We start from the raw sequence: 18,009 nt of genomic DNA on the forward strand, positions 1-18,009 counted from the left end.
AAGATGGATTTGACGGTAAATCAAAAGGAAAAACAATCGAATATAATCAGCCAGGATTTCGAAGATCTTTATCTGGCGGTGAGAAGTCTGGAGCAAAGGGTTTATTCTGATGAACAGCTGCTGCTGTTGCCAGATATCGATAGTTCGCACATTCACAGTCAGGAATGGAAGATTAGAAAACGGTCGTGTGATGATTTGATGAAATATATTGGCAAGAAAAACAGATCTCTGAGGATTCTGGAAATCGGTTGTGGCAATGGTTGGTTTTCTGCAAGACTTGCAGAACTGAAAAATACAGAAGTAGTAGGGTTGGACATAAACCGTGTAGAAATTGAACAGGCGAAAAATGTTTTCCTGAAAGAGAATCTAACCTTTAAAAACGAAGTTTTTGAGCCGGAGAATTTTCCTGATATGAGCTTCGATATCATACTCTTCGCTGCGGCGATACAGTACTTTTCATCTTTAAACGATATACTTGAAAAGGCGCAGCTTTGTCTTGCCCCCTATGGCGAAATCCATATTTTAGATACCAATTTTTATTCAGCGGCAGCAAGTACTCAGGCAGCGCTACGCACAAATGATTATTACAAAATAATGGGTTATCCGAAGATGTCGGATTTTTATTTTCATCATCAACTGAGCGGCCTGAAAAGTTTTGATTACAAGATTGTATACAATCCCAAAGGTCTGTTCAACAGATTACGAAAAAAAAGTCCCTTTTACCGGATCATAATTAATAAGACAAAACGATGAACAGGCAGGGTTTATATCACACTTTCCAGCGTTTTCGTACACTTCAAACCGGTACGATCTCTGCCTTGCCTATTGTCATTTTGATGCCGCATAGTGCCTGCAACTGCCGCTGTGTGATGTGTGATATCTGGAAGGATAATAAAAATGTGAAGCAAATCACAGAGCGTGACGTGAGGGATCTGCTGATATCGTTCAAAAAATTTGGCGTTCAACAGGTTGTTATGTCCGGTGGTGAGGCTCTTTTGAACCGTAATTTTTTCAGTCTTTGTGCCATTTTGAAACAACAAAATATAAAAATAACACTGCTATCCACAGGTTTATCGATTAAAAAGAATGCATTGCAAATCCTTGATTACATTGACGATCTGATTGTTTCTTTGGACGGAGATCAGCTAGTGCATGATCAGATCCGGGATGTTTCGGGTGCTTTTGACAAGTTAAACGAAGGCGTTGAACATCTTCGTTTACTTGCTCCGGCCTATAAAATCACGTCCAGAACGGTGATCCATAGGCTCAATTTTAGAAACTGGCGTGCAATTATCGAAGCCGGTAGGGAAATGGGTTTAAACCAAATGAGTTTTTTGCCAGCCGATGTCAGCAGCCAGGCTTTTAACCGGGAAACAGCCTGGACTGAGCCCAGGCAGCACGAAATTTTACCTTCCGAGTTTGAGCTTCCCTTGTTTAGGGAAGTAGTCCGGAAAATGTCTATTGATAATAAAAGTGATTTCAGCAGCCGTTTCATTGCAGAATCACCGACTAAAATTCAGGATATTTATCATTACTATGCGGCCTTTTATGGCCATAATGAATTTCCTTTCAAGCAGTGCAACGCACCCTGGGTCTCAACAGTCATCGAAGCGGATGGGAGTGTGAGACCCTGTTTTTTCCATGAAGCGGTTGGCAACATCCACGAGCATTCACTGGAAGAAATTTTAAACGGAGAAAAGGCTGCGCGTTTTCGGAAAACGCTGAATGTCAGGCAAAACCCGACTTGTATAAAATGTGTATGTTCATTAAACCTGTCGCCGTTGGCAAAGCTTGATTAATGATGGACGAGATACTTTTTTCGCATTCTTATTTTCTGCGTTTTGACCCAAAACAATGGTCGCTCGGGCAGCCATATCCGCCACTGGGCACATTATATGCGGCAGCATTGATGCGCGAACGCGGTTATCAGGTCCGTTTATTTGATACCATGTTTGTTGAAGATCCCGAAGAGGTTATTGAGGCTCTGGATGTGAGCACGCCGGATTTTTTTGTACTGTATGATGATGGCTTCAATTATCTGACAAAAATGTGCCTGACCAATATGCGGCAGGCAGCTTTTAAAATGTGTAAGCTCGCAAAGGAAAGAGGATGTATGGTGATTGTTTCCAGTTCAGATTCAACCGATCGTTTCTCCGAATATTTATCAGAAGGGGCTGATTTTATCCTTTTGGGCGAAGCTGAGCAGACTTTGTTTGAATTAACAGAAGCAATAAAAAACGGTGAAACAGATTTTCAATCGGTTAAAGGGTTGGCGTATCTGAAAGGTTCACAACCTGTAAAAACGGCTGCACGTCCGGTTTTAAAAGAGCTGGATTCTTTGCCGCTTCCTGCCTGGGATCTGGTGGATATGAACTTATACCGTGAAACATGGAAAAAGAATGCAGGATATTTTTCAATTAATATGGGCACCACGCGCGGCTGTCCCTACAAATGCAACTGGTGCGCCAAACCCATTTATGGAAACCGTTATAATTCCCGCAGTCCGCAGCATGTGGTGAGTGAAATAAAGCTGCTTAAAGCTAATTATGACATTGAACATATCTGGTTTTGTGACGATATTTTTGGTTTAAAACCGGGTTGGATTATAGCGTTTTCCAGGTTATTAAAAGAAGAAAATATCAATATCCGTTTTAAGATCCAGTCAAGAGCGGATCTTCTTATTGAAGACGAACTGGTGACGGCTCTGGCGGCGGCAGGTTGTGAAAATGCATGGATCGGCGCTGAAAGCGGATCACAAAAAATTCTTGACCGGATGGACAAAGGCATCACCATTGAGCAGATCCACAGGGCAAGCCGCCTGATGAAAAAGTATGGTATCAAGCCTTCTTTTTTTATTCAGTTTGGCTATCCGGGAGAAACTAAGCAGGATATCGACTTGACCATTGAGATGATCAATGCACTGCTGCCGTTTGAAATCGGTATCTCGGTATCTTATCCATTGCCCGGAACTGTGTTTTACGAAAAAGTTAAAGCCGATTTGAAATCCAAGACCAACTGGACAGATTCGGATGAAATGGCTCTGATGTTTTCCAGTACTTATCCTGCCTATTATTACAAACAGCTGCATAAATATGTACATAAGAATTACCGGAAGCATCTGGCGAAAAACAGCTTTTCAAACCTGGTTGCTAATCCTCTTACGATTTCCGGGGGTAATCTAAAGAAAGCGCTTTCTGTTTTTTACTATACGCCACTGACCTATATTGAAAAAGTGAAGCTCAACCGATTTGAAAAAACTGTATGATGAAAACGACTGGTCCGGCGAGTAATGAACAATTTGCACAGGCCGCTTTCAGCAGTCAATCGGTTATTTTTGATGCAATTTATTCGGAAGATACCATCATCTGTTACAAGCGGAAACGGGTGCGGGAACATGTACTTCAATATGTTAAACCCGGCAGCAGCATTCTTGAACTAAACAGCGGGACAGGAGAAGATGCGCTCTTTTTTGCGGACAAAGGCTTTACCGTTCATGCCACTGATATTTCGACAGGAATGCAGCATGCGCTGCAAAAGAAAGTCGTCAAATACGGTTTTCAAACACAGATTAGCCAGGAGATCTGCTCTTATACCCAACTGGATTCTCTACAAAACAAAGGACCTTACGATCTTATTTTTTCAAACTTTGCAGGGCTGAATTGTACTGGCGAGCTTGACAAAGTTCTGGATTCTTTTGCAGATTTACTCAGTCCGGGCGGTTTGGTGACACTGGTGATTTTACCGAAATTTTGTCTTTGGGAAACGCTTCTGCTATTTAAAGGCAAATTCAAAACTGCATTCCGAAGATTTTTTAGTAATAATGGACGTAAAGCGCATCTGGAAGGTATTTATTTTAAATGCTGGTATTATAATCCTTCGTTCATTGAAAAACATCTTTCCCCTGGATTCACTTTATTAAAAACGGAAGGTTTGTGTGCTATCGTGCCTCCATCATACATGGAAGGCTTCGCGGAAAAACACCCGGTACTTTTTAGATCTCTTGTAGGCTATGAAGACAGGTTGAAAAACCGCTGGCCATGGAAATATATCGGCGACTACTACATTATTTCCTTCCAAAAAAAATAGATTTCAAAAGGCGATTTTGTTAGCTGTTTTAAAAAGAAGTGCAGCTTTTTTTTGCTGGTACTTTTCAATCAGTTTGTTCTGAAAATTCTGTGGATCTGGTTTTGCGCAGTGTTTACTGGCAGCCATGCCCATGATAGTACCGCGCATATTGAGCTTTTTTGCCCGTGTTTTCTGGCGCCATCTGTTGGACGTAATACGCATCAGATAGTCGTCGAGCTGATCTGCTGAGGGAGCGTTAAATAGTCTTTCAACAAAATTTTTAACCGGATTTTCCTTCAAAGCGCGGGCGGATCCGGCACCGGTACAATGATTGGGCAGCAGATTTGTGATCCACTGATTTGCCCGGTAAAAATCCTCAAATACCGCTGAGCCCTCCAACGGAATTATCGTTGCCACTTCAATAGCCGTATAAATATTTTTCTCTTCGATTTCCAGTTGTTTTTCATCTACGTAATAATTCATGCAAAAGTGATGCTGTTTTCCAATCAGAAACGTCAGTTTTTTAAAGACATGCATCAGCGTCCGGGCTATCCAGAGCCTGTTTTTTTTAGTGATAATAAAAAGATCAATGTCAGACTGTTTATCAGCGTAGTTTTTGGACAAGGAACCTGAAATACCTACGCCGCGTACAAATGGAAATTTAATTAAAAACCGGCTTACCTGCCTGGCTGTAATCATCAACTCCGTAGCTTTTCTATTTCCCTTTTTTCTTTTAATTACCAACTGATAATCATTTTTTAAAGCGTAACAGTTTTCAAAATTGAAAATCGTTTGCGTAGCTGCAAGATCATTGATCGCGCCGTCAAAATCACTTTTAGAATAAACATTTGGAAGAAACAAGAAGATCTCATCCTTTATAAGAGGATAATCCCACATGTCGAAATAGGCCAAAGCCGCCAGGATATCTTTTCTGATTTTTAACAAAATCTTGTCGTTTTAATGACTGGTTTAATCTTTTTTTAACGCTCGTGCATAGTCAGGTCCTTAACATAATGACGGGAGAAAGGAGTATAGGGTTGCCTGGAATTCAATCATTTAGATAACTTTTTCTTCTATTGCTTTCTTGTCCGGATTCGATCCGGAGAATATTAGCAGTGAAAAGAAAACACTGTAAAAAAAGATCCCTTTATCAACGTCCAGAAAGTTTTCAGAAAATGAAACAGCGGTAATAATGGCGATGAAACAAAACAGCATTAAGTCTCTACGGATCAAAGAAGTTTTGAATCCCCAAAACAAAACAGCCAGATAGATCAGCAGGCCGGTAATGCCGGTTTTGATAAAAAAACTGATGTATTGATTATGCGAGTTCAGTTTGTATAAAAACGAACGGTAGAATTTTTTTTCATAAAAGCGTTGTCCCAAAAGTTCAATTTCAGAGCCTGATCCGTAACCGATAAAAGGTGATCTTGCGGCCAGTTTTATAGCCACTTCCCAACGGGCCAGCCGTGGATCTGTCAGCTCATTGGCTGAGGCCTCGCTAAGATCTTTTTTCAGATCATCAACGTAACGCTCCCTGAACTGATCCATTTGATAAACGCCGGTTGGCAATACTATCCAGAGGAAAACCGACAATAAAATGAACCTTACTTTTCTGATATTTAACAGCAAAAAATAAGGAATAGCAAAATTGATGATCAAAAGTAAAGCGACCGAAACCGATTTCGAGCTAAGCTGTACAATCCCGGCAGCCAATATAATACAGCAAATGGAATAGAAAATTTTTGACCTTAGTTCTCTTATACTAATGACTGTGGAAATCAAAAAAACGATGGCAAGCGCAATTTGCATTGAAAAAAACGTGGCGTGCATTTCAATAGGTCTGGCGAAATTGTGGTTTGTAAAAGCAGAGGTAAATAAAGCAGAAAGTGGAAATTGATAATATTGAATCGTCACTAGTGCTTTGCTGTACAGGTACAAAACGGCGAAAGTAGTACTCAGCGAAAATAAAATAAGCAGGTTATTTCGGTACTTTTTTAAATCGAGTGAATTCATACTAAACAAAACCGGGATCAAAAAAATACTAATCTGTTTTTCCCATTCCTTAAATGCCTCTGGCCTATTGGCCGTGTAAATTGTGCCAAACAACGTTAAGAAAAATACAGATTGAAGCAGCAGATTTTGCAGGGTAAAAAATGGCTTAACCGACTTTTTGTTGAATTGAATGATCGTGTGAACGGTCATGCTGATCAAAATTAAATGACTGAAAAACCGGTCGTATGGTAAGCTTAAAAGCAGTAAAACCAAATGGTAATAACTGGTCTGATTGCCGGTACTATCTTCTATCCATAGTAGCTTTTTCATCATGATGCGTGTTGAAGCATTTCAGTATAAATTCTTCGTATTCTTCAATAATATTTCCCCAATTGAACTGCTGCTGAATTTTTTGAACATTGTTTTTCACCATCGTCCGCTCAGGATCTTTCCATTGTACATTCTCCACGAGCGCTTTCACTTCGGCGGCATTATTGAAATAAAATGCATCTGAACTCAGTACCGATTTATTGAAAGGATTGTCATGCGCTGCTATTAATGCTTCGCTGGCCATCGCCTCCAAAAGTGAAGGATTTGTACCTCCCACGCTATGCCCATGAAAATACAGATGGGAATTGTTTTGCAGGGAACGAACGGCGGTATTATCAAAATTCGCTCCTTTGAATTCGATGCGTTCGTCATTTTTAAATTTTTGGGTAATGAATTTGCCAAACTTATTTCCCGTATCGCCCAGTACCTTGAAATTTCTTTGTGAACTGCTTTGATTAAAGCCGTCAAGGATCGTTTCTATATTATTTTCTGGCTCCATACGGGCCATCAAAAGGAAATAGTCGTCCTTCAAAAGCCTGTTTTCACTGTCGTGGTTTCTTTCCCGATCTGAAAATAAATCAGCACCATAAGGAATATAGCGGCTGTCAATCTGATAGGTATTTTGCAAATAGGTTTTGATCACCCGTGAATCGGAAATGTAAAAATGACTATGTTTCACAGCCAGTTTTTCTGCATATTTCAAAAACTTCTGTACTGGTTTTGAGTATTTTGAGCGTTTCCATTCCAGCCCGTCCATGTTGCTGATGATGACACTTTTTTCAGGATAAAGCTGTCCCCAGATCGAGCTGCTGGTATATCCCATCAATAAAATGACATCGAATTTTCTTTTCCTGGCATCCATGATGCAGTTGAAATCATAGGCAAACTGTCCCGCCGTACCGATCAGATATTCGGGATCATAGCAATGAATAATTTCAACTCCGTTCCAGGAATCTCTCGTATAGGGGTGATTATGAGAATTATAAACAGAAACGGAATGTCCTTTTTTGACAAGACCTTCTGAAACATATTCCGAAATATGCTCAAAGCCACCGTAATGATTAGGTATTCCGCGTGTACCTAAAATCGCTATCCTCAGTTTCATATACCGTTTGTTTGTTAGTATGATCTTGTAATAAATCGTAAAATTTCTCACTGCTTTTTTTCCAGTGGTATTGCTGCTGAATCCGTGTGGCTACCCTGGAAATGAAAGTTTTATCCGGGGGGAGAGACAGCATCATCAAAAGTTTCTGCTCAAAATCACGCTCATCAGAAGGATCAAAACGGTAGGGTTCAAAAAAAATAAAATCCTTCATAGCCGTTGCCGAAGAGCACAATACCGGCGCCTGACAAACAGCCGCTTCGAGTGGAGGTATGCCAAACCCTTCTGCTTTTGATGGATAAACGAAGAGCCGGCAAGCTCTGTAAAATGCTGCCAGATCAGCTTGCTGAACCTGCTTGAACCAGAAAAAATATTTCCTTTGTTCCTGAGTTAATTCATTGATCAGTTTAGTTAAGGCAGGTATTTTGACTGATTCACTACCAATAAAAACCAGGGCAATACCTTTTTTATACAAATCCAGTTTCAGATATTTTTTCAGAAGCAAAAGCTGATTTTTGCGGGGTTCGAAACGGCTTGTGTACAGGATAAAATTCTCGACTCCGAATTTTTGTCTGACAAGGCTAACCGCTTCGTGCCTTGAATCCTGAAAATGCATCAACGAATCATTTACACCATTCCGGATCACGTGAACCTGCTTAGCCGACAAATTATAATGTTGGCAAATCCTGCCTTTGGAATAATCCGAAACTGTTGTTTTAATATCGGCCCTTCTTATGCTCCGGCCAAATAAAACAGAGCGGGTGAGGCGGTAAATCAGGGAAAAGTCGTTTTTGTAATCATTAAACAGCACATCATGCAGTGTCACGATATACCTGCAACCGGCCTTTTTCTTTGGTATAATGTATTGAAAATGAGCAAAATTAAACTGATATTTTTCTATATATTCCGGTATGTCATAAACAAAGCGGAGTAAGCTGATTTTTCTGTTTTTATAGGGTAAAATATTTGCAGAAGGAAGTTCGGGAAATATCTTTTGAATGTTTGCGGTGTTACTTGCTCCAAAATAGATATCAAGTTCCGGGTGATCGGACATCAGCTGCGTGTACAGCTCACGGATAAAGGTTTGCGTTCCCTGGAATTCCTTGTCAAAAGAGTGCGCATCTACAAACAGTTTGATTTTGTTATCTGTCATAATCTAGTAACTCCTTTCTTTCTGTTAGAGGGTTATTGGGTAGTATCGTGTTATTTGCAGCACTGATTTTTACTGCCTTGTAAAAGCTCGTTAACGCTTTTTCAGGCAGGAATGACAATAGCAAAAGGAAGTAATTTTTGACATGAAAAGGGCTGATCGATAGTGTTTTGAGTAGATTTGTACGTGCCTTTTGCGGTTGATAATTATTCCACAAATATTTCTTGCCAAGCAGAGCATAATACGCGCCTTCCTTGATTCGGTGAGAATGCTGTTTTTTGCCGATTTCCAGAAGTTTCAGCCCTTCATTTTTTGAAATGAAACATTTTTTTAATGTGCTGTACTTAATGCTGCGAAAGGTATTTGTACGCCATTTTTCATCAATGGTGACTGAATCCGGATTTAAACGCACCTTGATCAGCGGTTGCGCCAGGTTACAAACCTTTTCATTTTTCAGGATATTCGCCCACAAAAAGTGGTCTTCATAGGTGTAAGCACGCTCGTTATAACCGCCATAGCCAAGAATTGTTTCCTTCTTGTACAGAACGCCGGAATGAATAAAAGGACAGATTTTATAGCTTAGCTGCTGAATTTGCGCATTGGTAAAACCGTCAGGCTGATGCGTGAAAACATAATTTCCGTACAAATCAACATAATCGGCACCTGAGCCGACGATGCTGAAATCAGGATTTGACGTGATGAATTCGTACTGAATTTTAAGTCTGTCAGGATAGCAGATGTCGTCCGCATCAAATCGGGCTATGTAAAAGGCTTTTGCATAACGCAAACCGATATTCAAAGCAGCAGCTATGCCTTTATTAGCCTGGTTAATAACGGTTATCCTTTCATCGTCAAAAGTTTGAATTACAGATAAAGTACCGTCTGTCGAACCGTCATTCACAATCAAAAGCTCAAAATCAGAAAATGACTGACCGAGAACAGAACGGATAGCTTCTCCGATGAATTTGCCTGCATTATAAGCCGGCATTAAAACGGTAATTTTCGGCTCAGACATGCCCATATACTTTTGAGTTTTCAGGGTTGGTTTCTTTGATATTCAAAAGAAGAAGCAATTCAAAAAGCACCAGTATGGAAAGCTGCTCAAACCAATAGTCAACAAAAAGGACGGCAGTTACCAGCAGTAAAATAGGAATTCCGTAAGTTAATTTCTTGTAATGCCTGGCAAAAAACAGCCAGTAAAAAATCAGAAATGAGATCAATCCTGTAAGCCCGTACTCGGACATAAGCTGGTCGTAGACTGAGAAGGGGCTGTTTGTGAGGGAATGATAATCTGCTCTTTTGCTGAAAAAGTTAAGATACAGATCCAGATGATTCTGCATGAAATTATTGCTGATGTAGTCGTACCGTTTTGGAAAACCACCTGCGATTGACAGGCCGGAAACCCGGAAAGCAAGTTTAGACGAGAAATTTCCCATTCCATCACCCAGAAATATTCTGGCTGGATGCTGGCTGTAAAATTTCAACGTTTGAATCAGCGCTGTTGCTTTACCAGGGAGTGTCGGAACGGCAATGGCGTTGGAAGAAATCGGTAACCACCTTTTATGCAAGGAAATAAAATGCTGTAAAGGTTTTTGAGGTGCAAGCGGTACTTTCAGACTTTGATAAGTTGCGGAATGAATGTCAGCCTGCGGCATAACAATAGTGCCCTGTTCAGTTCTGATGATGGGTTTTTGACTGACAAGCGGATGTTTTTCTTTTTCCTCTAATGCGGCAGCCAGACTCAGACTATCCAGAAATAAGGTAGCTGTTTTTATTTTTCTCTCTTCGGAATTAAGGACAGAATCCGGCCGCTGGGCAATGGGAAGTATAACTGTTTTGTCGGGATAATGAAAAACGGTGTCCTTGTCAAATGTATCTTTAAATGTTTCAGCAACGTAGCGATTATTTTGCGGAGAAACCTTGGCCATGAACACAACCAGAAACATCAGACAAGCCAGAATCATACTTTTTTGATCACGGTTGCTTTTTAAAATAAACAGGTATAAAAAGATCAGCAGGAGCAGTATATTGATAAAATTACTGCCCGTCAAAAGAAGGCAAACCATGCAGGCAAGAAGCATTGCAACCTGCTTTCTTACTAAAAAATAGATGACTCCAAAAGCATTGATCACCGCGTTGGTGACCGAAGTATCAAATGTGATCCCTTTGATATAATCGCCGGTACTGATGAAATACTTTTGGAATTGCCCCTGATATGTATAGGGATTCAGCTCACTGGTATTCCAAATGATAACCAGAAGGTTACCGGCAGAAAATACAGCGTTGATAATGAAAAACAGAAGCAGTGTATGATGGATGGTTTCAGTCTGGTGGCTTTCGACTGATAATTTCACCTGGTGAATAGCCAGAATGCAAAGAATCCAGAAGAATATTCCGGTAAGAAAAACCGCAGCATAATTCGGATTCAGATAACTTTTATTAAAAGCCAATCCTGCAATGGGAATCAATAAGGCTAACAGGTAAAAAAGCGGCAATCTTGAATTTTTCAACCTGAAACCGAAGCGAAAATCAAATTGCCAAATATAAATCAGGACAATGACGGGAATTTTAACTGCCAGTTTCACATTAAGAAAAAATACCAGAAGTATAAGCAGTTTCCAGTCTGCATAACTTCGCCATTTTTCCCAATCAAAACCTTTCAGGCTAGAAATCATTTCCTGTCTTATTAGCTTGTCAACTTACTTATATTGACAATACGGTCAGGAAAGGGCAATGGTTGCCTGCATCAGTGGCTAAAAATTATTTACTGAAAACGTTGCGGACTATTTTACGGTCGCTTATTTTAACCTGGGATGTCAAAATAAGCAGCAAAAGAAATAACAGGACAGAAGAAATCAAGGCTATGAGAAAATGAGCAAAAACGGCTCTTGACACAAAACCGCTAAGAATTGCACAGCCACTGCACAGGACTACGTGATGCCAAACTTTCCCTAGTTCCCGTATTTGATTTTGACTCGTGTAAAAAATAGCCTGCACGGCACATGCGATCAGAAAAGCCATGGCGGCGCCTTCATTTTTAAAAAACGGGATCAGTAAAATATCCAGGCCAACGTTCACCGTAAAAGTGATTGCAAATCCTTTTAAAATCATTTTTATGCGGCCCTGAGCGAAATAAATTGTCCAGAAAAAATTATTTAAATATAAAAATGGAAGGCACAAAGAAAGGATAAAAATGGTGTTGACATTGACCAGTCCATATTTTCCGGCGGTCGCGGTATCTACCACCTGTACCCAGGTTACGTTTAAAATAAGGGCCGTCAATGCGGCGACTACTAGTTCAATCCGGATTAAAAATGCAAGTTCTACTGCACCCGTTTTTTCCTTTTGAAAGAATTTCGTAAACATTGGAATCAGTAGTGGCGCAATAGCCAAAAGCGGAAAAGTAGCCATTTCAAGAACCTTATATGCAAAGCCATATTCCGCGAGTTTAGCTGCTGAAACCATGAAACCAATAAAAATCCAGTCAAAGCGTGCAATGGCTGAGGTCAAAATGGTAACACCAGTTTGTGGCAAAGATTGTCTGATTAGCTGAAAATATTGTTTTTTATTTCCGTTGATTCGTATTGCAATTTGCGTGCTTCGCCTGAACAGGAATATGCAAAGTAAAAGCTCCGTAAAATCACCGGCAATAAAAATAATAATTGCTGTTTGCAGAGATAGAATCTGAAGGAAAAATAAGATAATCAAACCACAGCTTCGAACCAGATTAGAGACAACAAGCATTAGCGATAGGACCTTGAAACGTTCAAGACCGCTGATGATCTGTTTGAAAGGTGTGGCAAAATAAATCATGAGCTTTCCTGCACCCAAAAGCAGCAGAAGCGGATACAGCCCTTTTGGCGTTTGAATGAAAATACTGCTTGCTAAAAGTAATATGTAAAACACAAAACCAGTAATCAGCACGTGAAACAGATAAAGTGAAAACACAGATTCGGCGTCTTGTCCGGCAGCAACTTTTCTGACACTAACCTGCTCAATGCCAAAAGATAACAAATTGAAAGAAACGAGCAGTATAGCCAAAGCCAGATTGAGTTGTCCGTAATAGGTCTTGTCGAGCCCGGTTGATAAAATGTAAAAAATAACCAGCCCTGACAACTGGTTTATAATCAGTTGCAGCGTATTGGCAGAAAGATTTTGAAGCAATTTATTTTTCAAATGGATCGATGTTCAAAAACAAATGCTGATGATGCGGCAGGTTTTCATCCCTTACAAATTTACCTTGTTCATACTGCTTTAAATAATAATATTTCAGCCTCGTGTTTTTAAACATCATTTTGGCAATAACAAGCCCTTCCCATCCATCCAAAAAGCCCAGGCGAAGAATGTAATTCTTTACAAAAACAAATGAAGGAGAAAGGTAAAGCTTTAAAAACGAAGCTTTATTTCCATTTTTCGCATATTGCGCGGCGCTAAGCCGGGCGTAATAAATGGCCTTGTTATGGCATTCGAAAATATTTTGAACCGAGAAATGATGAAGCCTTCCTTCCGTTTTTTTTCTGATCGTACCCTTAGGCAGCAGCAGTGTTTCATGCACTTTTGCCTTAGCCCATTTTATTTGTGAGCGGTTAAATAAGCGGACATGATGATTGCGGCCCCATTCGCCAAAACGGATGGGCTTTTTTCCAAAATAGGATCTGAATTTAATATCATATACAATCCGGGGATCATCAAAATCCAGATTATGTAAACTCCGGATTAACCGCCGGTCTGCAATCTCATCGCCGTCGATACTCAAAATCCAATCGTAATGGGCGAGTGCAACACCTTTATTTTTATTGGCACCATAGCCCTCCCAGTTTTCCTGATATATGCGGCAGCCATACTGACGGGCAATTTCAAGCGTACCATCAGTACTTCCGCTATCGATCACAACAATGTCATCTGTTATTAAAGCAGCCGATTTCAGGCATTCTCCAATTAGCAGCGCTTCGTTTTTAGTAATAATAACGATAGAAACCGGAATCATCAAATCATTATTTAATCAAAACCATCAGGACAAAATTCAACTTTCACTTATTAAGTATATCGTTGATTCTCCGTCTATGGTTGCCTGATTTTGTGAAAAAGGCGGAAATAAATTCTCAAAAGAATATAAATTTCTATAAAGATTTGATTTTGAGTTGTATATGGAAATAAATCTTTTTTGGAATACTGGCCACGCAACCCTTCCAACAACTAATTACGTAATACAGACAGATGCGTATGGTTTGATTTACAGCTTTTAATGAAAAGGTTTAAACTTATGAGCGAAGAAACGTTATCTCAATTGATTAATGGCTGTCTAAAACAGGATAGAAAATCCCAGAAGCTACTTTATAAGGCATTTTATGGCTTTTCGATGAGTATTTGTATGCGGTATGTCGGCAACCGGCAAGAAGCAGCGGAAGTGATGAATCAGGGATTTTTCAAGGTTTTTACAAACATAGATCGTTTTGACGAAACGAGATCTTTTCAGGCGTGGCTTGGACGTATCATGATGAATGTGGCAATTGATTATTACCGTGCCAATTCCCGTGTAACCCGTTTACAGGATATCAACTATGCCGAGCAAATCAGCAGTTGTGAAGCTGCGGACAAGAATCTGAATTATCATGACCTGCTTGCTCTTATTCAGAAATTACCACAAGCTTACCGGACTGTTTTTAATCTCTTTGCAATCGATGGATATTCGCATGAAGAAATTGGAAAGATGCTTAATATCAATATTGGAACATCTAAATCCAACCTTTTCAAGGCAAGACAAAAGCTTCAGCAAATGGTATTAAAAACAGAGCAGTTTTCGGTGGGCCGCCCGTTTTTTGGTTGTTAACGCAAGTGTTTGATGATATAAAAACTGCTCTCAACAGGCGTTTTGAAGTAAAAAACCTATATTTACAGGAAGTGGGTAGTAGTTTTTTATGTTATAGATTCATGCAGTAATGAAGCGTACAGCTATTTTATTATCAGTTTCTTTTTTTATTACGTACAGCATTCCGTCATTTGCTCAGCAGAAATCCACAGCACGTCCCAATATTATATTTTTACTTACCGACGATCACCGCCGGGACGCATTAGGTGCAATGGGAAACCGTATTATACAAACGCCAAATCTGGATGCGCTCGCCGGGCGTGGAATTCTTTTTAAAAGAGCATATATTACCACATCCATTTGCTGTGTGAGCCGGGCCAGTATTTTGAGTGGTAAATACGAATCCCGTCACAAAATCAATGATTTTGATACCGATTTCAGCAGGCAAGCACTTGCCGAAACCTATCCGGCCTTGTTAAAAAAGGCAGGTTATAAAATTGGCTTTATCGGTAAATTTGGCGTTGGCGTTAAAAATATCCCCGACACACTTTTTGACTACTGGGCTGCTGAAAAAACCGGACAGCCGGTTTATGAGCTTAAAAATAAAAGTGGGAATCTCATTCACCATACGGACAGCGTTGGAAAAGATATCAGCCAGTTTCTTGGCAAATTTGCCGGAAAAGAACCGTTTTGTTTATCGGTAAGCTTTAAGGCCCCGCATGAACTGGACGGCAATCCGCCTACGTATCCGGTGCAGCAGCGTTACCTGGATCTGTATAAAAATGTCAGTATTCCTGAGCCATTGACTGCCGATCCTAAATACTGGAATAGTTTTCCGGAATTTTTCAGAACAGATAAGAATATAGCCAGAGAGCGCTGGAAACCGTTGTTTTCAACGCCTGAGCTGCATCAGGAAACGGTCAGGAATTATTACCGGCTGATTACCGGCGTGGATGAAGTTGTTGGGGACCTGGTTGCGCAGCTTAAAGAGCTGAAAATTGATGAAAATACGATCATTATTTTCATGGGAGATAATGGGTTTTCGCTGGGCGAACATGGACTGGAAGGAAAGTGGTTTGGTTATGAAGAATCGATAAGAGTTCCGATGATTATTTCAGGAGCACCTTTGACGAGAAAATTAAAAGGGAAAAAATCAGATAAAATCGCCCTGAATATCGATATCGCTCCAACAATTCTTTCACTCGCAGGAGTAGCAATTCCTCAGACGGTTCAGGGAGAAGACCTGCTTGAAATGACATTGAAAAAGTCAGAAGACAGGGATGATTTCTTTTATGAACATACTTATTTGGGCAGTCCCCGTTTGCCAAAAGTGGAAGGTGTTGTAAGTCGTGACTTTAAATATATGAACTACATCGAACACGGTTATGAGGAGCTTTATGATACAAAAAATGATCCGCATGAAACCACAAATCTTGTTAAAGACCAGGCTTATAAAACCAAGTTGGAGCAGCTGCGTCAGCGTTATGGAACGTTGAAAGAATTGGTGAAATAAAAGTTTTTTATGTTATTTTAAAGTTTTTGATTTCAAATTTGGACTATTTATTTGCCAACGGTTATTATCAACTTTTACATCAGGAAATACATTTTGGGGATCTATTACGACCTTACTAACAGTGCCGTCAGAATCGGGAATGAAGGAATAGGAGGGGCCTTGTTCCCAGATTTCTACCGGAAAGTTGTGTGATTCTTTCTCTCCGTTTTCAAAAGTAACTTCGATTAATAAAGGCATGGCAGCCTTTTCAAGATTTTCTACAGTGATTAGTGCTTTCTTTGATTTTCCTTTTTGAGGGTTTACAACATTGGCTATTTTCTGGTCAAGTTTGTAATTTTCCGAAAACATGGATTTCCAAAACCAGTTCAGATCTTCACCGGTTGAATTGTTGATGCTGCTGAAAAAGTCCCATGGCGTTGGATGTTTGTAGGCCCAGTCGCTGATATATTTCCGAAATGCAGGATCAAACCGTTCTTTTCCCAAAATCTGTTCTCTGAGAAGCGTTAGTAGATACGCTACTTTTTGATATTGAATTGTATAAACCTGATTTCCGGGAATGATATCAGGCCGGGTCATAATAGCTAATAGAGAATCTGCAAAAAGCGCTTTTACCGGAACATCAATTTCCGGATAACCAGGGAATTCTCCACCATTAAAATCTTTGGTAGCCATATTATCCATAAAAGCATTAAATCCTTCATCCATCCAGGCGTGTTTTCTTTCATTGCTTCCCACGATCATCGGAAACCAGGTATGCCCAAGTTCATGATTGACAACCGCCCAGTACATATTTCCTTTGTCTTTTGCAGCACAAAAAACCAGTCCGGGATATTCCATTCCATCCAGATTGGAAGCCACATTAACGGCTTTGTTGTAGGGATATTCGTACCATTGTTTTGAAAAATACTGCAAAGTAAATTTGATATATTCTCCCGAGCGTTCCCAACTATTGCTTAGCTTGGATTCGATCGGATACAGTGAACTTCCTAAAACTTTTTTTCCGCTCGGTAAAGCAATTTCCTGACCTTCCCAAACAAATGATTTCGAAGCTGTCCAGGCAAAATCTCTTGCGGAATTTAATTTGAACTTCCAGGTGCAAAATGGTTTTGATGGTCGGGATGCAGGGTCGGTAACTTCTTCAACAGTCCGGATGAATACTTTTTCGGGTGATGATTTGGCCTTTTTCCAACGTTCTAATTGGACGCTTGTTAATACTTCTTCGGGATTCACAAGATCGCCTGAGGCTTCAACAATGTACGCCGACGGAAGGGTGATATTGACATCGAAATTTCCATATTCAAGATAAAATTCTCCATTGCCCAAATAGGGGAGGGTGTTCCAACCGCTTACATCATCAAGCACACACAGGCGAGGATACCACTGAGCAACCGAATAGATATCTCCATTTTTAGTGGAAAGAATATCGGTTCTGTTTACATTGAAATCAGCATTCCTGAAATTTCTCGGGAATTGATAACTGTATTTGATCTGGAAGGAAATCTTTTGTCCGGAAGGAAGCGGTTCCGCTAATTCGATACGCATTCTGGTATCATGTATAGCAAAAACCGCCTTGTCACGATTATTTAATATTATTGATTCAATAGTGAAACCGCCTTCAAATTCTTTACTACCACTGCTGAGAAATAATTTAGAATCAAGTCCTTTCGAGTGCTTTTTGTAAACATTCTGATCCATTTGCAGCCATAGAAAAGTTAGTTCTTTGGGGCTATTATTGGAATAGATAATCGTTTCAATACCCGAAATAATTTCAGCCTTATCATCCAGCGATAAATCGATTTTATAGTCCGCACGGTTTTGCCAATAATCTGGTCCTGGCTCACCCGTCGCAAGTCGGTACGAATTTCCGGAAGGCAAAAACGACGATGCAGAAAACAGGTCAGAAGCATCATATTTTGATTTTGACTTTTCTGCCAACTGACCTGAAACAGTGAAATAAGAAAGAAAAAGGCAAAAGGACAGGAGAAAACGATTCATAAATATTTTACGGGCAGAGATGAATAGGTTAGTAATCCAAGATAGCGATTTAA

General features: G+C 40.0%; 15 protein-coding genes. 6 read left to right on the forward strand and 9 right to left on the reverse strand.

The features are described from left to right. The first annotated feature begins 3 nt into the window (after positions 1–3). From FDK13_RS19980 to FDK13_RS19995, 4 genes are read left to right on the forward strand one after another with little or no spacing between them, the layout of a single operon-like run. Positions 4–753, forward strand: coding sequence for a class I SAM-dependent methyltransferase (locus tag FDK13_RS19980; RefSeq protein WP_137341772.1), 750 nt, complete (start codon positions 4–6; stop codon positions 751–753). Next, positions 750–1,799: a radical SAM protein gene (locus tag FDK13_RS19985; RefSeq protein WP_137341773.1), complete on the forward strand. Its 1,050-nt coding sequence runs from the start codon at positions 750–752 to the stop codon at positions 1,797–1,799. The genes FDK13_RS19980 and FDK13_RS19985 overlap by 4 nt, the downstream gene beginning before the upstream one ends. Further along, a complete protein-coding gene (locus tag FDK13_RS19990) occupies positions 1,799–3,265 on the forward strand; it encodes a B12-binding domain-containing radical SAM protein (protein WP_137341774.1) in 1,467 nt (488 codons plus the stop codon). Before FDK13_RS19985 ends, FDK13_RS19990 begins: the two co-directional genes overlap by 1 nt. Next, on the forward strand, positions 3,262–4,086 hold the full coding sequence (locus FDK13_RS19995; protein WP_137341775.1) for a class I SAM-dependent methyltransferase: 825 nt from the start codon (positions 3,262–3,264) through the stop codon (positions 4,084–4,086). The genes FDK13_RS19990 and FDK13_RS19995 overlap by 4 nt, the downstream gene beginning before the upstream one ends. A 3-nt stretch (positions 4,087–4,089) precedes the next feature. Here FDK13_RS19995 and FDK13_RS20000 read toward each other — a convergent pair whose 3' ends face one another. The 8 genes from FDK13_RS20000 to FDK13_RS20035 all read right to left on the reverse strand — a co-directional run bounded on the left by FDK13_RS20000 (position 4,090) and on the right by FDK13_RS20035 (position 13,626). Beyond that, on the reverse strand, positions 4,090–5,010 hold the full coding sequence (locus tag FDK13_RS20000) for a nucleotidyltransferase domain-containing protein (RefSeq protein WP_137341776.1): 921 nt from the start codon (positions 5,008–5,010) through the stop codon (positions 4,090–4,092). A 111-nt stretch (positions 5,011–5,121) separates the two neighbouring features. Then, complete coding sequence (locus FDK13_RS20005) at positions 5,122–6,390, reverse strand: O-antigen ligase family protein (protein WP_137341777.1); 1,269 nt, start codon at positions 6,388–6,390, stop codon at positions 5,122–5,124. After that, positions 6,359–7,492: a DUF1972 domain-containing protein gene (locus FDK13_RS20010; protein ID WP_137341778.1), complete on the reverse strand. Its 1,134-nt coding sequence runs from the start codon at positions 7,490–7,492 to the stop codon at positions 6,359–6,361. The genes FDK13_RS20005 and FDK13_RS20010 overlap by 32 nt, the downstream gene beginning before the upstream one ends. Continuing rightward, positions 7,449–8,642, reverse strand: coding sequence for a glycosyltransferase family 4 protein (locus FDK13_RS20015; RefSeq protein ID WP_137341779.1), 1,194 nt, complete (start codon positions 8,640–8,642; stop codon positions 7,449–7,451). The genes FDK13_RS20010 and FDK13_RS20015 overlap by 44 nt, the downstream gene beginning before the upstream one ends. Beyond that, positions 8,632–9,654 (reverse strand): glycosyltransferase family 2 protein, encoded by a 1,023-nt coding sequence (locus FDK13_RS20020; protein ID WP_170982855.1) that lies wholly within the window; start codon positions 9,652–9,654, stop codon positions 8,632–8,634. The genes FDK13_RS20015 and FDK13_RS20020 overlap by 11 nt, the downstream gene beginning before the upstream one ends. Next, positions 9,647–11,314 (reverse strand): hypothetical protein, encoded by a 1,668-nt coding sequence (locus FDK13_RS20025; protein ID WP_137341781.1) that lies wholly within the window; start codon positions 11,312–11,314, stop codon positions 9,647–9,649. Before FDK13_RS20025 ends, FDK13_RS20020 begins: the two co-directional genes overlap by 8 nt. A gap of 85 nt (positions 11,315–11,399) precedes the next feature. Beyond that, entirely contained in the window at positions 11,400–12,815 is a 1,416-nt protein-coding gene (locus FDK13_RS20030) for an oligosaccharide flippase family protein (protein ID WP_137341782.1), read from the reverse strand. Next, positions 12,805–13,626, reverse strand: a complete 822-nt coding sequence (locus FDK13_RS20035; protein WP_137341783.1) for a glycosyltransferase family 2 protein — start codon at positions 13,624–13,626, stop codon at positions 12,805–12,807. Before FDK13_RS20035 ends, FDK13_RS20030 begins: the two co-directional genes overlap by 11 nt. A gap of 276 nt (positions 13,627–13,902) precedes the next feature. Here FDK13_RS20035 and FDK13_RS20040 point away from each other — a divergent pair, with 276 nt between their 5' ends. Both FDK13_RS20040 and FDK13_RS20045 read left to right on the forward strand, forming a co-directional pair. Continuing rightward, positions 13,903–14,469, forward strand: coding sequence for an RNA polymerase sigma factor (locus FDK13_RS20040; RefSeq protein WP_137341784.1), 567 nt, complete (start codon positions 13,903–13,905; stop codon positions 14,467–14,469). Between the two features lie 109 nt (positions 14,470–14,578). After that, a complete protein-coding gene (locus FDK13_RS20045; protein ID WP_137341785.1) occupies positions 14,579–15,961 on the forward strand; it encodes a sulfatase family protein in 1,383 nt (460 codons plus the stop codon). 12 nt (positions 15,962–15,973) lie between these two features. Here FDK13_RS20045 and FDK13_RS20050 read toward each other — a convergent pair whose 3' ends face one another. Beyond that, on the reverse strand, positions 15,974–17,956 hold the full coding sequence (locus FDK13_RS20050; RefSeq protein WP_137341786.1) for a M1 family metallopeptidase: 1,983 nt from the start codon (positions 17,954–17,956) through the stop codon (positions 15,974–15,976). Positions 17,957–18,009 lie beyond the last annotated feature (53 nt).

The sequence above is a fragment of the Dyadobacter frigoris genome, from assembly GCF_005280585.1.
Taxonomy (GTDB): Bacteria; Bacteroidota; Bacteroidia; order Cytophagales; family Spirosomataceae; genus Dyadobacter; species Dyadobacter frigoris.